Source organism: Lyngbya sp. CCY1209, from assembly GCF_035615495.1.
Taxonomy (GTDB): Bacteria; Cyanobacteriota; Cyanobacteriia; order Cyanobacteriales; family Microcoleaceae; genus Limnospira.
Map to the genome: position 1 here is coordinate 1 of NZ_JAJENU010000294.1, position 14,070 is coordinate 14,070.

A 14,070-nucleotide genomic window follows, 5' to 3' on the forward strand; every position below is an offset into this window, starting at 1 on the left:
GGAAATTCCCTCGACATCAGGGTTTAAAGGTTTGTCCCTCTGAGGAAACTGTAAACAGACGAGCGCGCACTGCTATAGCTTGGGAATTGATTCCCAAGCGGTTTTGATATCAAACCTGTTTTTTTCCGGGCATTTAACCGGATTTGATATGATTCGGTTTTTTAATATTGGCTCGGGAATTGACTTCTCAGCGATTCGGGTATTCGACCGGATTCGATCCGGGTTCTTCAATCCACCTGTCGGACGTTGCGGATGGTGGTATCGGGCAGGTTTTCCGGGGGCGGGGAAATCTCGATCGCCTGCACGTTTTCCATCGGAATCACCACCACCCGATCCTCGAGTTCCAAAATGATTTCATTTCCTTTCAAAAGCTGTCCGGCGAGACTCCCTTGCCGTCCGGGTTCGGGAGTCAATTCAAACTCGTAGGACTCCCCGTTGATATAGTGAACGGTCAAATAGACGGTTTTTTCCGAATTCATTTTTGCCCCTCAAGTGCACCTCAAAATTGAACCTACCGCCGCCGTTCTTCCAATTTTTGATAGACCCGCCGCAGATCGACCCGGTGATGGGCGAGGGCGACGAGGGTATGGTAGAACAAGTCCGCCACTTCCGAAGCGATCGCGTCCGGGTCGTCATCCTTGCAGGCCATCACCACCTCCGCCGACTCCTCGCCGATTTTCTTCAAAATTTTGTTGTCCCCCCCGGCGAATAGCTGGCAGGTGTAGGATTTTTCATTGGGGCGATCGCGGCGATCGCAGATCGTCTCGAACAGTCCCGCCAGGGTATGTCCGGACGTCGCGGCAAATTCCGCCCCCGTCGGATCGACCCCGAGCACCAGGGACTCCCCCCGGCGATCGCATCCGATCTCCCTCACCGCGATATCCGGATGCCACATTTCCAAGCCGGATTCGCCCCGAAGCCAAATTTTCCCCGTTTCCAGGGTTTTCGCCACCGCCTCCCGGTCCATCCCGGCCAGTTCCAAGATCGCCCCATTTAAGATATCCTGGATCGCGATCGGGACAACGCCGCGAACATCGTAACGAATTTTATCAATATCGATGGATTGACCCAACTGAGGGGATTTCGGGGCTGCCATAACTTCACCCAATTTAATCAGAACGCCTAACCTGTTTAAAATATCATTTTGTCATCCCCCCCATCCCCCATTTCGGCCGATTCCGCAAAGCTGCCATCCGAGGATTAACCGTACCCGAACACCAGAAAACAAGGAGATCACAGTGGTAACCACCCCATTAAAAACAACAAAATCCGAAGAAATTTTCACCGCCGCCCAGAAATTGATGCCCGGGGGCGTCAGTTCTCCGGTACGGGCCTTCAAATCCGTCGGCGGACAGCCCATCGTTTTCGATCGCGTCAAAGGCGCCTACGTCTGGGACGTTGACGGCAACCAGTACATCGATTATGTCGGCACCTGGGGGCCGGCCATCTGCGGCCACGCCAACCCCGAAGTCATCGGCGCCCTCCACGACGCCCTGGACAAAGGGACCAGTTTCGGCGCCCCCTGCACCCTGGAAAACGTCCTCGCCGAGATGGTCATCGAAGCCGTCCCCAGCATCGAAATGGTGCGGTTCGTCAACTCCGGCACCGAAGCCTGTATGTCCGTCCTGCGCCTGATGCGGGCCTTCACGGGCAGAGAAAAAATTATCAAATTCGAGGGCTGCTACCACGGCCACGCCGATATGTTCCTGGTCAAAGCCGGGTCCGGCGTCGCCACCCTCGGCCTGCCGGACTCCCCCGGAGTCCCCAAGACCGTCACCGGAAACACCCTCACCGCCCCCTACAACGACCTGGAAGCGGTCAAAAAGCTATTTTCGGAAAATCCCGATGAAATCGCCGGCATCATCCTGGAGCCCGTCGTGGGCAACTCCGGCTTCATCCCCCCCGACGCCGGTTTCCTGGAAGGGCTGCGGGTGCTGACCCAGGAAAATGGCGCCCTGCTGGTGTTCGACGAAGTGATGACCGGTTTCCGCATCGCCTACGGCGGCGCCCAGGAGAAATTCGGCGTCACCCCCGACCTGACCACTTTGGGTAAAATTATCGGCGGCGGCCTGCCCGTCGGCGCCTACGGTGGGCGCCAGGATATCATGGCGATGGTCGCCCCCGCCGGCCCGATGTACCAGGCCGGCACCCTCTCCGGAAATCCCCTGGCGATGACGGCGGGAATCAAGACCTTGGAATTGCTGCAAAAACCGGGCACCTACGAATATTTGGACACAATCACCAAAAAGCTCAGTCAGGGACTCGTGGAAATTGCCAAAGAAACGGGTCACACGGCCTGCGGCGGTCAAATTAGCGCCATGTTTGGCCTGTTCTTTACGGACGGCCCGGTACACAACTACGACGGCGCGAAGAAGTCCGATTTGGCGAAGTTCGGCCGCTTCCACCGGGGAATGTTGGAACAGGGCATTTATCTGGCGCCCTCCCAGTTTGAAGCCGGTTTCACCTCTTTTGCCCACACCGAGGAAGATATCGACAAAACCTTGGCGGCGGCGAAGGAAGTGATGTCGAGTCTGTAAGGGTTGGGTCTAGAAACCGGGTTTCTATCAATATCTCTGTTTCTCAATTTACACCTGCTTAGAAACCCGGTTTCTTCCCTCACCAGTGGCTTATAAACCGGGTTTCTTCCCCCGTGTCTGGCGAAATTCCGGGCATTTTATGACGAATCGGATATCATGATTAACATCAAGTTTATCTGTTGGGATTGAGTTGATAATGAAATTCAATGATGTGGTTGAAGCCGTCCAAAGTCTATCTACGGATTAAAAACAATAAATTCAACTGTTATTGCAGCAATATATCCGGGAATAAAGTCGCGACAAAATTTATGATAATTTGCGATCGCCAAAGGAGGAAGAACGACAAGGTAAACTCAAGTTCTATGACACAGTTGACGAATTGAAATAATTGATCGAGGACTGATCGTGGAAGTTGCTTTTAGTTCAGGGCTTGGGTGGCGCGGCACCGTGCGATCGCTGACAGATGGAACAGTGGCAGCTATACACCTGTCCGGGAATTAACTCGACCCGAAATTCGATGTCTCCGCACAAACAACGGCCCTTAACTTTCATCAAATTAACCCACCTAAACTTTGACTTTCGCCTCCCCCCAAGCCGCATAAACCGCCTGGACATTGTACCAATTCAAGAAAATGCGGGCAATTTCCAACGCCAATTGGGGCTTGCCACGATTGATGAGCCACTGCAAAAACGTCGCCATTGTCCGCTCGTTCAACTGCCCCCCCAGAGATAAAATCCCCCAGAGAATGCGGTGTAAAATCGTCATCTGAATCATCATCCGCACGTCAAAGGTCGGGTGTTTTTGGTAGAAAACCACCCCCATCCTGCCCCGCTGGATTTCCTTTTCGATCAGTTGGGGAATTTGGGATAAGTCGAACGGCGGATGCCAGTGGTAGCCGACGGCATCGGGGCATTTAATTAACTTCAATCCCAATTGTTTCAGCCGCACGCCCAATTCCAGATCTTCCCAACCGTAGAGTTGAAATTGGGGGTCGAAGAGTCCGGCTTCGATTAACCAGCGGCGGGCGATCGCGACATTTCCCGTGGCAAAATAGGCGGCGGAAAAGTCGGTGATTTTGTAGGGTTCGGCGGTGGGATTGTCAAAATTGCAAGTATTGACGACGCGGCCGTAGGTGAAGGCGCGATCGCCGTATTTCTTCCCCGCCATCAACCCGATCGCGTGGGACTGCAAAAATGTCTCCGTCACCACCAGATCGCTGTCGATAAAAATAATTGTATCGCCGATCGCCCGTTCGACGCCAAAATTTCGCGCCAAAGCCGGCCCGCCGTGGTCCTGGCGAAACGTGCGGAGGTGGGGAAATTCCCCCCGGTGGGTGTCCAACCAGTCCAGAGTCCCGTCCGTCGAACCGTCGTCCACCAAAACCACTTCGTAACCCGCCACGGGTTCGCCACAGGACTGATTTTCGAGCGATCGCAGACATTTCTGTAAAATCGGCAGACGGTTGTAAGTGGGAATGACAACGCTGAAAAACATGGTGTGAGAGTAATACCCTAACGAAGAAACCGAGTTGGGAGGGAAGATCTCAGGTTCCCATCCCAACTGTCCCACAGAAACCCAATTTCTGGGAAGCCGTTACGAAGAAACCGGGTTTCTCCGAAGATCTCGGGTTTCCATGCCAACCGTCCCACAGAAACCCGGTTTCTAAATTATCCCGACTCCCGACTCCCTATTCCCTATTCCCTACTCCCTCCCCGACTCCCGACTCCCGACTCCCGACTCCCCAATTAAAAAACCCTGACGCCGAACGATCGCAATTGGAGCGATAATGGAAATTCTGTTGATTTAGGAGGTTTGGTACATCATGGGTCGCGCTACAAAAGCCGTACTCGCCTATTCTGGGGGCGTGGATACCTCTGTTTGCATCCCCTACCTCAAAAATGAGTTTGGGGTGGAAGAAGTCATCACCGTCGCCGCCGACTTGGGGCAGGGAGACGAACTCGGGCCGGTGAAACAGAAGGCCCTGGATTCGGGCGCCGCCGAGTCTCTGGTGATCGACGTCCAGGAACGATTTGTCGAAGAATTCGCGTTTCCCGCCATCCAGGCGAACGCTCTTTACGAAAACCGCTATCCCCTCGCCACGGCCCTCGCACGGCCTCTGATCGCCCAAATTTTGGTGGAGGTGGCGGAAAAATACGGGGCGGATGCGATCGCCCACGGGTGCACCGGCAAGGGCAACGATCAGGTGCGGTTCGATGTCTCCATCGGCGCCCTGAACCCGAAAATCAAAATCCTGGCCCCGGCTCGGGAGTGGGGGATGAGTCGGGAAGAAACCATCGCCTACGGGGAAAAATGCGGGATCAGCTTCCCGGTGAAAAAGTCCTCCCCCTACAGTATTGATCGCAACTTGCTGGGAATGGCGATCGAGGCCGGATGCCTCGAAGATCCCTGGACGGAACCGCCGGAAGAGGTTTACGGGATGACGAAAGCGATCGCGGACACCCCCGACGAGGCGGAATATGTGGAGATCGGCTTTGAAAAGGGCGTCCCCGTCAGCCTGAACGGCGAGGCGATGCCGGGAGTCGCCTTGATCGGAAAATTGAACGAAATCGCCGGAAATCACGGGGTCGGGCGCATCGACATGATCGAAAACCGCCTGGTGGGGATCAAGTCCCGGGAAATTTACGAATCTCCCGCGATGGTGGCGTTGATTCAGGCCCACCGGGATCTGGAAAGTTTGGTGTTGACGGCCGACGTCACCCGCTACAAGCGGGGCATCGAGGAAACCTACAGCCAAATTGTGTATAACGGTTTGTGGTTCAGTCCTTTAAAAGGTGCGATCGACGCCTTCATCGCCCAAACCCAGGAACGGGTGACGGGAACCGTGCGGGTGAAATTGTTCAAAGGCAATTGCTCCATCGTCGGCCGTCAATCTGAGAATTCCCTGTACAGCATGGATCTAGCGACCTACGGGGCGGAGGATATCTTCGACCACAAAGCCGCCGAGGGATTTATCTACGTTTGGGGCCTGCCGACTCGGGTTTGGTCGGAAAAACTGAGAGATTAATCTCGGATTCGGTTTTTAACCCCCCTGTTGCTGGGCAGGGGGGCCGGCCAATGAATTGATAATTATCAATTATCAATTATCAATTATCAATTATTCAAGTGGACAGCATCAGCGGTTTGAAGCCGTGTTTGATCGAGATCTTGCCGATCAAGTCCATTTTGTCCAGGGTGATTTGATTGCGTCCCCAAGAGAAATTGGTGTAAATTGTCTCGAACTCCAACAGCATCGACTCGGCGAAGCAGGCGAACAACTGTCGGGCCGGGACGTTCATGTTGACGATGTTCATGATTCTCCAGTCGATGTCCAGGGCGTGTTCGACGATGCCACCTTCGAGGACGTACACGCCGGGGCTCTGGATTTGGGTCCCCATATTTTTGGGGTAGCCGCCGTCGATGAGCAGGCAGGGCTTTTTCAGCGTCTCGGGGTCGATCTCCACGCCTTTGGGCATACTGGCGACCCAAACCACCACGTCGGCTTGGGGGAGGGCCTCGTCGAGGGCCATGATTTTGCCCCGCCCCAGTTCTTCTTGCAGGTGATTGAGGCGATCGCGATCGCGGGCAATTAATAGCAATTCTCCCACGTCCATGCGGGCGTTGAGCCAGCGACAGACCGCGCTGCCGATGTCCCCCGTCGCCCCGCAGACGGCCACCGTCGCCTTGGACAAGTCGATCCCCAAGTGCGGGGCGGCCTGTTCCACCTGACGGCAGATGATGTAGGCGGTGTGGGTGTTTCCCGTGGTGAAGCGATCGAACTCTAACTTAATGTTGCGGATGCGTCCGATCTGATCCAGATTGAATTTCTCAAAAATAATCGAGGAAAATCCCCCCAACGCCGTGATGTTGATGCCATTTTTTTGGGCGTGGGCCATCGCGTTGATAATTTTGCGGGTGGCGGCTTTGAGCCGGCGGGTTGCCAACATTTCCGGCAAAAAGCAGGACTCCACATACTTGCCCTCAATCACCTGGCCGGTAATGCTCGTAACTTTGATGTGATCGACAATTTGGGGCGGGGCGCTGCACCAGAAATCTAGCCCTTGGTCGGCGTATTCCGGATAACCCAAATCCCGAGCGACAGCCTGGGCGTGTTCCAAACTCGTAAGATGACCGATGAGACCAAACATGATTTGAAATTAAATTGATTTGAATTGACATCCTCTTGTGAAGCCAGCCGATTTCCCGCTTTCCCTGGCACGTTCACAGGAGTCCTCCGCAACCCGGGGTGAGGTGTCAAGATAGACGTTCGCTGTAGAAGGAGCAGGCGGGTGCGCGACGAAGATTTCGTCGCTCCCGACCTGCCCGTTTTGCCAGAGATTCAGATTCAAAATCTCAACCTGACCTTAAACTGCAGCCAAACCGTAAGCCGACATCCGCATGATTTCGCGGGTGGTGAAGCCGATATTGCTCAGGGCTTCCCCGTAGGCGATCATGAAGTCCTCGATCAGGGCTTCTTTTTCCATCCCCAGGACGGCGGCATCCTTTTCGACCTGGTTGAGCATTTTCCAGACGAGGGGGAGGTTTTGGCGGTTGGCCTCCTCGAGTTCGGCTTTGGACTCCTCAAAGTGGGCTTTGAGCCACTCCTCGCCGTAATTGAGGTGGGTGTACTCGTCTTTGACGACGCCTTCGGTGATCTTGCGGGCGAAGGGGTCGGCGACGGGGATGTAGATGTTGTAGGCGGCGATCGCAAAACTTTCGATGATCAGGGATTGGATCAGCAAACAGGTCACGACCTTGCCTTCGGAAGAGGCTTTTTGAAAATTTCCGTGCAGTTGGGCGAAGAATGAGCGGCCAAACTCCATGTCGGGCGTGACCTCCAGGTTCCGGCCGCAGGCTTGGAATCCCTTCATGTGACGCTTTTCCATTTTTGCCAGACGGCTCAGTTCTTCGCGATCGTTGGGCAGCAGATCGCCCAATTGGATGTAATTGTCGTAGGCTTCCTGTTCCCCTTCGATCACGATCGCGTTGATCCGGCTGTAGGCATCTTTATAGGTTTCGTTTTGAAAATCGAGTTCGGCAATCGTTTCAAGCTGTGGCATAGGTTTGCTATCTCCTCATCACAAATGAGCTTATCGTAAATTTCTCCTGCTTGTCCGGGAAACCGGGGAGGCCCGGGCTGCAAATCCGGACTGACATCCGTTTCCACCCCATCTAGCCGGGGCCGGGGACGTGAAAGGCGGATCGAACCGACGGGGGGCGACGGGGAGTCGCCTCCCCAGCCCGGACATGGGCTGTCCGGGGGAATCGGACTGTCGAACTGGCTGTCTCCGGAAACATTTCGTATCCGGGAGTCGGCAAGTTCACTGAGCCTATAGTTTACTTTACCTATTTAATCGAAGAATTGACCAATTTTATGGGATTCCTTATCGAGATCTGTCCTCGAATCCATTGCCCATCGGGTTTTAGATAAGTTTATCTTAATTATAATGGGTGATAACTGGAGTCTTGACTTATGCCCAAATTGTAGACTCGACTTTTCTTTTCCGGGGGCTGACGGTGATGTCGTTGCCGACCGGGGCCGGCTCACCCCGGACAATGACCGGGAAGCGGGGGGCGGGGAAATTTTCGGCTCGCCTTCGCCCATCGCACCCTGGCGGCCCGGGCCTGTCCCGGCATCGACCCGGTGGCGGTTTCGGGGCTGCCACCCCTCCCCACGGCGGTCAACGGCTCCGGAATTTTGGGGTGGCGTCAATATTTCATCACAATTTCGCCCGGATTGGAGGGGGCCGCAGGCATCGACGGGGCGATCGCCCGGCCGTTTGTTCAAATCCGATCGCCAAGTTATCGTTTTTCGCGTTGCGGATCATCCCTCCAAAGATTTAAAATTAGACCATAATTCGGAAGATAAATTACACGTCAAATCGACCCAGGAAAAATTCAGCCAATTTTCAGCATAGGTTAAGGTCTGATTAATTGGATTTTAAGACTTCTGGCCCACTGTAGAGATAGAAGCAAAAGCTACATGGACAGGAGGTACTTATGAAACGGGTATTAAGTTTGACGGCGATCGCCGCTTTATCTATGATTCCCCTGGCGCCAGCCCCCGCCCGGGCGGAAATCACAAATTTTGCCTGTCATTACAAGTACAAAATTGGAAATAATGAGTGGGAGCAGGGAACCGCCAGCGGCACGACCCGCATGGCCGCCAAACAAAATCGCAGCCTGATTCTCGACCGCCAGGAAGACATCGCCGACCGCATGGGCGCGGATTTTGAATCCGTCTATATGTTCTGCCGTCGGCCCTACGGAAACTAAATCAAACCGCCTGTTTTCGCAGGAACAGCAACAACGATTCGCTGATTTCCTGCGGCCAGTGATCCTGGGGGTAATGTCCGCCTTTCTCCAGCTTCACCAACACCGACCCGGAAACGGATTTGGCAAAATTCTCGGCTTGGGAAACGTCGAGCCACGGGTCGGCTATTCCCCACAGAATTTCGGTGGGATGTTCCCAGTTTTGAAAACCGCAGGCAATTTCAGCCGTCGCCTCTTTCAATTGCAGGTTTTTGATCGTCGCCATGAGCGATCGCCCCGTCGCGGAAGCCTGCAAAAAGGGGCGGCGATAGACATCGAGATCTTTATCTTCCAAAACGTACCGACTTCCACCCTCCAAGGTGCGATCGACTAGCAGGGGATCTTGGGTCATCATATCCCCCACGAACGGCCACCCCATCTGTTTGATTTTCCAGGGCAATTTCGCCTCCGGCGAAAGGGGGGTATTCAAGATCAATAGCCGTTCGATTTGGTCGGGGTGACGCAGGGCGTATTGCAACCCCACAGACCCCAAAAATCCCTGCACCACCAGATGAAATTTCGGCAGTTCCAGGGCTTCCAAAAACTCTCCCAGGGCTTTGATAAAGGCGTCGGGGGTGTAGGCGAAATCGCGCTTGTCCGGTTTGGCGGAAAACCCCGATCCGATCCAGTCGGGCGCGATCGCGCGGTATCCCTTCGCCGCCACTTCTTCCAAAATCGCGGACCAACTGTAACTTTGGGAAACCAGCCCGTGCAGAAACAAGATGGGCAGTTTATCCGTGGGGGTTTCGGGGTGTGCTTCCCGATAAAACCACTCCCAATTTCCGACTTGAATTGTCTGTTTCGCGATCGCCACGTTTTCAACTTGAAATCTTAACGTTCAGATCATAATAACAGGAACGGGGAGAAAATAAATACCATTCGCCGCAATGTATAGCAGGCAACAGGCAATAGGCAACAGGCAACAGCTCCAGAAGGCCATCGGGAAAAAAAGCGCCCACTGTCTGAGTTTCAGAGGGGTTCGCTGTCCGACCGACCCGGGCGACTGCTAGAAATTTGCAAGTGAAATGTTACCTACTCCCTACTCCCTACCCCCAACTCCCTGAAAGCGTGTGAGGGGCTCGGTGCGGCCTCGGAAGCGATCGCCCCCCAGTCCGCACCTCACCCCTCACGGGAAAATGTCAGATCGGTTCGAGTCCGACTAGAAATTCATTTCGGCGGCTTGAACCTTCTCCACCTGTTTCTTCTTCAGAACCAGCAAGATCTGGGTCAGCATCACCAGGGCAAAAAATGCCAGCAGACCCGTGATGCGGCCGGAACTCTGGAGGACGATTTCCGTATCGTCCTGGCCGAAGCCGCCCACGTTGGGGTCACTGGTCAGGGCTTCGCCCGCCGCCACTTCTTGACCTTCGGAGACGATCAACTCGGGTCCGGGCGGTACGGTATCCACCACGGTTTCCCCGTCGGCGGTTGCGATGCTGACCTGGTAGCCAACATACTCTTCCTGGGTAATTTGGGTGATGGTTCCGGCTACAGACGCCTTGTAGACGGCATTGTTGCTGGCGTTTCCGGCCGGATACAATTGACCCCGGCCGCGGTTGCCTCCGGCGTGGATGGCAAATTTGCCGAAGTTGATGGATTTATCCGTGTTCGGATCGGGGGACAACACGGGGAAGACGATTTCCTGGTACTGGTCGCCCGGAATCGGTCCGACGATCACCACGTTGTCTTGATCTTCCCGGTAGGGCTGGAAGTAAAGGCCGCCCACTTCCTCGGCCAGTTCTTCGGGGATGCGATCGGGGGGGGCGATTTTGAACCCTTCGGGGAGCATCAGGACGGCGCCCACGTTCAGGGGGCCCTTGCTGCCGTCTCCCAACACCTGCTGTATGTCGGTGTCGTAGGGGACTTTCACCACGGCTTTAAAAACGGTGTCCGGCAGGACGGACTGGGGAACTTCCACTTCGGTCGGCTTGGCGGCCAGGTGGCAGTTCGCGCAGACGATGCGGCCCGTGGCTTCCCGGGGGGTTTCGGGGGCGGTTTCCTGGGCCCAGAAAGGATAGGCCGCGGCACTCTGGGGCTGTACCAGATCGCCGGCCAGGAAAAGGGTCAGGGTTGCGACGGCAACCAACAACACCTTCACGGTTGCCCCAATGCCACGACGCAGAATCGCGAATCGGTCAGTATTTGACATCGGAATGTTCTAGCTCTCTCAAATGGATATTCTCTCACCGCCGACCCGTTTGGGTCTAGCAGAAGTCTTCTGGCAACGTTCAAAAACGATGATCGGGCGGGAACGGGCGGATGGAGGGGTTCCATCCGAACTCCGATCGCGGTTAAGTCCACCAGGGTTCTTTGTCGGTGCGGAAGTCGGTTTCCGTCCACTGGGTAAAGCTCACCTTGTCGTCCACCACGTCGGCGTGGACGAGGGCCAGGGACAGGGGTGCGGGTCCCCGCACCACTTTACCCGTGACATCGTACTGAGATCCGTGGCAGGGACAGATGAACTTGTTCTCGCTGCCGTTCCAGGGGACGACGCAACCCAGGTGGGTGCAGACGGCGTTGAGGCCGTAGTCGGCGAGGTTGCCGTCGGTTTCCACCACCAGGTAGGTGGGATCGCCCTTGAGTCCTTGGGCCAGGACGCGATCGCCGACGTTGTGAGTCTCCAGAAATTCGCTGGCGACGACGTCGTTGCCGAGGGCATCTTTGGCGATGACGCCGCCCCCGGCCGCGCCGCTGGTGGGGGGGATGAAGTATTTGACGAAGGGATACAGCGCACCCAACGCCACCCCGGTTGCCGATCCGAAGGTCAGCAGGTTCATGAATTGGCGACGTCCCATGTTGGGGACATCGGAGCTTCCAGAAATTTGAGTCATGATTGACGCTCTTGTTCTGTGGTTATGTTACGTTTCTTTCCAAAGGCGCGGTCAATTTTTATCTGCAGATCGCTTGAAAAATTGCACTTTGTCTGCTAGGACAGCTAAAATCCGCACAGCACCTTGACTGTAGGACTTACGTCCATTCATCAGAGTATTATTACATTTTTTTAACTTGGTCTTTTATTGTTAAGTTTTGTAAATGCAGTTTTCACGGGAGGGGGGTCATGACGGGCCGGGAGTTACACGAGCTTCTGTTGGACAAGTGGGGCGTGTCCTACGATATGCAACTGCGGCGGACGCGGGGAAAAATTTTCGTGCAGATCATGTGGAAGTATCTGGAACAGGCATCTTTTCCGATGACGGAGGCGGAATATTTGGAGCGCCTCGAGGCGATCGCGGACTATCTCAACGGTCTGGGCTGCGGGGAACAGGTGAGAGTCCACATCCTCAACACCCGGGACAAACCCCGCCTGGGCAAAGCGGTCAGCATCCCCATCGACCTGGGGTCCCGGGCATCGGAGTGGACCGTTTAATTGATCATTGATCATTGATCATTGATAATTAATTGTTATCGATTTGTGTTTCGACTCCCCATCCCGACTCCCTAATACCGACTCCCTAATACCGACCTTCACAGGGGGATGGTGATGCGGAAGCTCGCGCCGCAGTTGGGTTGGGAGGAACAACTCAAGTGGCCCCGGTGCTTTTCTTCGACGATGTGGCGGGAGATGGCCAGGCCGATGCCCGTGCCTTTGCCGAGGGGTTTAGTGGTGAACAGGTAGTCGAAAATTTTCTGTTGGATCTCCCCACTCATCCCCACCCCGTTATCCTCGATGGAAATGACCGCCGAGTCTCCGTCCGCTCCGAGTTGGGTGGTAATTTTGATCCAGTGGGGGTTTTTTTCCAGTTCCTCGTAACTCATCCCGGCACTGGCGCAGTCGATCGCGTCGATGCCGTTGCCGATCAAGTTCATGAACACCTGGTTGAGTTGGCTGGGGTAGCACTTGACCGAGGGCAGGTTGCCGTATTGTTTGATCACTTTGATGGCGGGGCGATCGCTGTTGGCCTTCAGGCGGTGTTGCAAAATCAACAGCGTGCTGTCGATGCCCTGGTGCAGGTCAAAGGGAACCGCCTCGTTGGCGTCGGCGCGGGAGAAGGTCCGCAAACTGAGGCTGATGTTGCGGATGCGCTCGGTCCCCACCCGCATGGAGGCGATCATTTTCGGCAGGTCCTCCATCAAATAGTCCAGGTCGATGGCCTCCCCGTGGTCGAGAATCTTTTCGGGCGGGGCGGGGAGCGCCTCTCGGTACAGTTGCAAATGTTCGAGCAAGTCGAAGACATATAGACTCGCGTGGCTCAAATTCGCCTCGATGAAACCGATGGGATTGTTGATTTCGTGGGCGACTCCGGCCACCAACTGGCCGAGGGCGGACATTTTTTCGCTCTGCACCAGTTGCAGTTGAAATTTTCGCAGGTCATTCAGGGCGCGGGTGAGTTCGGCGGTGCGCTCGACGACCCGCCGTTCGAGTTCGGAGTTGCGGTTTTCGAGTTCCTGGGTGAGCGATCGCATCTGCAGATGGACGTTGATGCGGGCGAGGACTTCTTCGGCCTGAAAGGGTTTGGTGATGTAATCGACGGCGCCGAGGGACAACCCTTTGACTTTATCGGCGGTATCGTCGAGGGCGGTCATCAAAATGATCGGAATGTCGGAGGTGGCGGGGGATTGTTTCAGACGGCGGCAGGTTTCAAAGCCGTCCATCCCCGGCATGACGATATCTAGGAGGATCAGGTCGAGCCGGCCCGATTTCGCCCGGGCGATGGCTTCAATTCCGTTCGCCGCCATCTCAATTTTGCAGCCCGACCGGGCGAGGGCGTCGGCCATGAAACTCAAATTGGTGCGGTCGTCCTCGACGATTAAAATCGTGTCGTGGTGTTGGTCAATCATGGACTGTGGGTGGTGGGGTTTCAAGGGTCGGTCGGCAGATGGCGATCCCTTTTGACGGCGCGTTTTGATGGCATTATTAGGGGTCGAGAGAGATGTTACCATCTCCCCCTCCCATTCAAAACCGTGCATGAGACTTTCGCCTCACACGGCTCCTAGTTCAACCGTCTCGTTGTCATGAGTACGACTCTTGCTTTGACTACCATCTATGGCAGTCTTGGCATCGTGACAGTGGCGGTGCAGCAGTTGGAGGTTTTTATAATCATCCTTTCCGCCGAGGCGTTTAGGAATGATATGGTCGGTCTCCAATTTGTCTTCAATGGTGAAGTGCTGTCCGCACCATTTGCATTTACCTTTCTGGTCTTTTAGTAGTCGGGCTTCTCGGTTTGAGATTTCTGGTGATTTCCCTCTCCTTGTTGCCCAATAGACCCAGTTTCCGTCATACGT

General features: G+C 55.1%; 15 protein-coding genes. 4 read left to right on the forward strand and 11 right to left on the reverse strand.

What is annotated here, in order from left to right:
- Nucleotides 1-227: 227 nt before the first annotated feature.
- Together LKE08_RS08560 and hisE are read right to left on the reverse strand one after the other, a co-directional pair.
- Nucleotides 228-479 (reverse strand): hypothetical protein, encoded by a 252-nt coding sequence (locus LKE08_RS08560; RefSeq protein WP_324703798.1) that lies wholly within the window; start codon nt 477-479, stop codon nt 228-230.
- A 32-nt stretch (nt 480-511) separates the two neighbouring features.
- Nucleotides 512-1,096 (reverse strand): phosphoribosyl-ATP diphosphatase, encoded by a 585-nt coding sequence (hisE, locus tag LKE08_RS08565; protein WP_324703799.1) that lies wholly within the window; start codon nt 1,094-1,096, stop codon nt 512-514.
- 142 nt (nt 1,097-1,238) lie between these two features.
- Here hisE and hemL point away from each other — a divergent pair, with 142 nt between their 5' ends.
- Nucleotides 1,239-2,537 carry a glutamate-1-semialdehyde 2,1-aminomutase gene (hemL, locus tag LKE08_RS08570; RefSeq protein ID WP_324703800.1) on the forward strand — a complete coding sequence of 433 codons (1,299 nt, stop codon included), beginning with the start codon at nt 1,239-1,241 and terminating at the stop codon, nt 2,535-2,537.
- Nucleotides 2,538-2,960: 423 nt separating this feature from the next.
- Here hemL and LKE08_RS08575 read toward each other — a convergent pair whose 3' ends face one another.
- A complete protein-coding gene (locus LKE08_RS08575; RefSeq protein ID WP_324703801.1) occupies nt 2,961-3,089 on the reverse strand; it encodes a hypothetical protein in 129 nt (42 codons plus the stop codon).
- Between the two features lie 13 nt (nt 3,090-3,102).
- Nucleotides 3,103-4,032 carry a glycosyltransferase family 2 protein gene (locus LKE08_RS08580; protein WP_324703802.1) on the reverse strand — a complete coding sequence of 310 codons (930 nt, stop codon included), beginning with the start codon at nt 4,030-4,032 and terminating at the stop codon, nt 3,103-3,105.
- Nucleotides 4,033-4,360: 328 nt separating this feature from the next.
- Here LKE08_RS08580 and LKE08_RS08585 point away from each other — a divergent pair, with 328 nt between their 5' ends.
- A complete protein-coding gene (locus LKE08_RS08585; RefSeq protein ID WP_324703803.1) occupies nt 4,361-5,563 on the forward strand; it encodes an argininosuccinate synthase in 1,203 nt (400 codons plus the stop codon).
- 94 nt (nt 5,564-5,657) lie between these two features.
- Here the strand turns inward: LKE08_RS08585 and LKE08_RS08590 are convergent, their stop codons facing one another.
- Both LKE08_RS08590 and LKE08_RS08595 read right to left on the reverse strand, forming a co-directional pair.
- Nucleotides 5,658-6,683, reverse strand: a complete 1,026-nt coding sequence (locus LKE08_RS08590) for a long-chain acyl-[acyl-carrier-protein] reductase (protein ID WP_324703804.1) — start codon at nt 6,681-6,683, stop codon at nt 5,658-5,660.
- Between the two features lie 216 nt (nt 6,684-6,899).
- Entirely contained in the window at nt 6,900-7,595 is a 696-nt protein-coding gene (locus LKE08_RS08595) for an aldehyde oxygenase (deformylating) (protein WP_324703805.1), read from the reverse strand.
- 940 nt (nt 7,596-8,535) lie between these two features.
- Between LKE08_RS08595 and LKE08_RS08600 the strand changes: the two genes are divergently transcribed.
- Nucleotides 8,536-8,811: a hypothetical protein gene (locus LKE08_RS08600; RefSeq protein ID WP_324703806.1), complete on the forward strand. Its 276-nt coding sequence runs from the start codon at nt 8,536-8,538 to the stop codon at nt 8,809-8,811.
- Nucleotide 8,812: 1 nt separating this feature from the next.
- On the opposite strand, the gene LKE08_RS08605 is transcribed toward LKE08_RS08600, so the two are convergent.
- From LKE08_RS08605 to petC, 3 genes are all read right to left on the reverse strand, one after another.
- Entirely contained in the window at nt 8,813-9,661 is an 849-nt protein-coding gene (locus LKE08_RS08605) for an alpha/beta fold hydrolase (protein WP_324703807.1), read from the reverse strand.
- A gap of 345 nt (nt 9,662-10,006) precedes the next feature.
- On the reverse strand, nt 10,007-10,996 hold the full coding sequence (gene petA / locus LKE08_RS08610; protein WP_324703808.1) for a cytochrome f: 990 nt from the start codon (nt 10,994-10,996) through the stop codon (nt 10,007-10,009).
- 142 nt (nt 10,997-11,138) lie between these two features.
- A complete protein-coding gene (petC, locus tag LKE08_RS08615) occupies nt 11,139-11,678 on the reverse strand; it encodes a cytochrome b6-f complex iron-sulfur subunit (protein WP_324703809.1) in 540 nt (179 codons plus the stop codon).
- Between the two features lie 227 nt (nt 11,679-11,905).
- On the opposite strand from petC, the gene LKE08_RS08620 reads away from it, so the two are divergent.
- Nucleotides 11,906-12,214, forward strand: coding sequence for a DUF3067 family protein (locus LKE08_RS08620; RefSeq protein ID WP_324703810.1), 309 nt, complete (start codon nt 11,906-11,908; stop codon nt 12,212-12,214).
- Nucleotides 12,215-12,312: 98 nt separating this feature from the next.
- On the opposite strand, the gene LKE08_RS08625 is transcribed toward LKE08_RS08620, so the two are convergent.
- Nucleotides 12,313-13,626: a response regulator gene (locus LKE08_RS08625; RefSeq protein WP_324703811.1), complete on the reverse strand. Its 1,314-nt coding sequence runs from the start codon at nt 13,624-13,626 to the stop codon at nt 12,313-12,315.
- A gap of 141 nt (nt 13,627-13,767) precedes the next feature.
- Nucleotides 13,768-14,070: HNH endonuclease signature motif containing protein (locus tag LKE08_RS08630; protein WP_324703812.1), on the reverse strand; the 303-nt coding region annotated here is incomplete at its 5' end.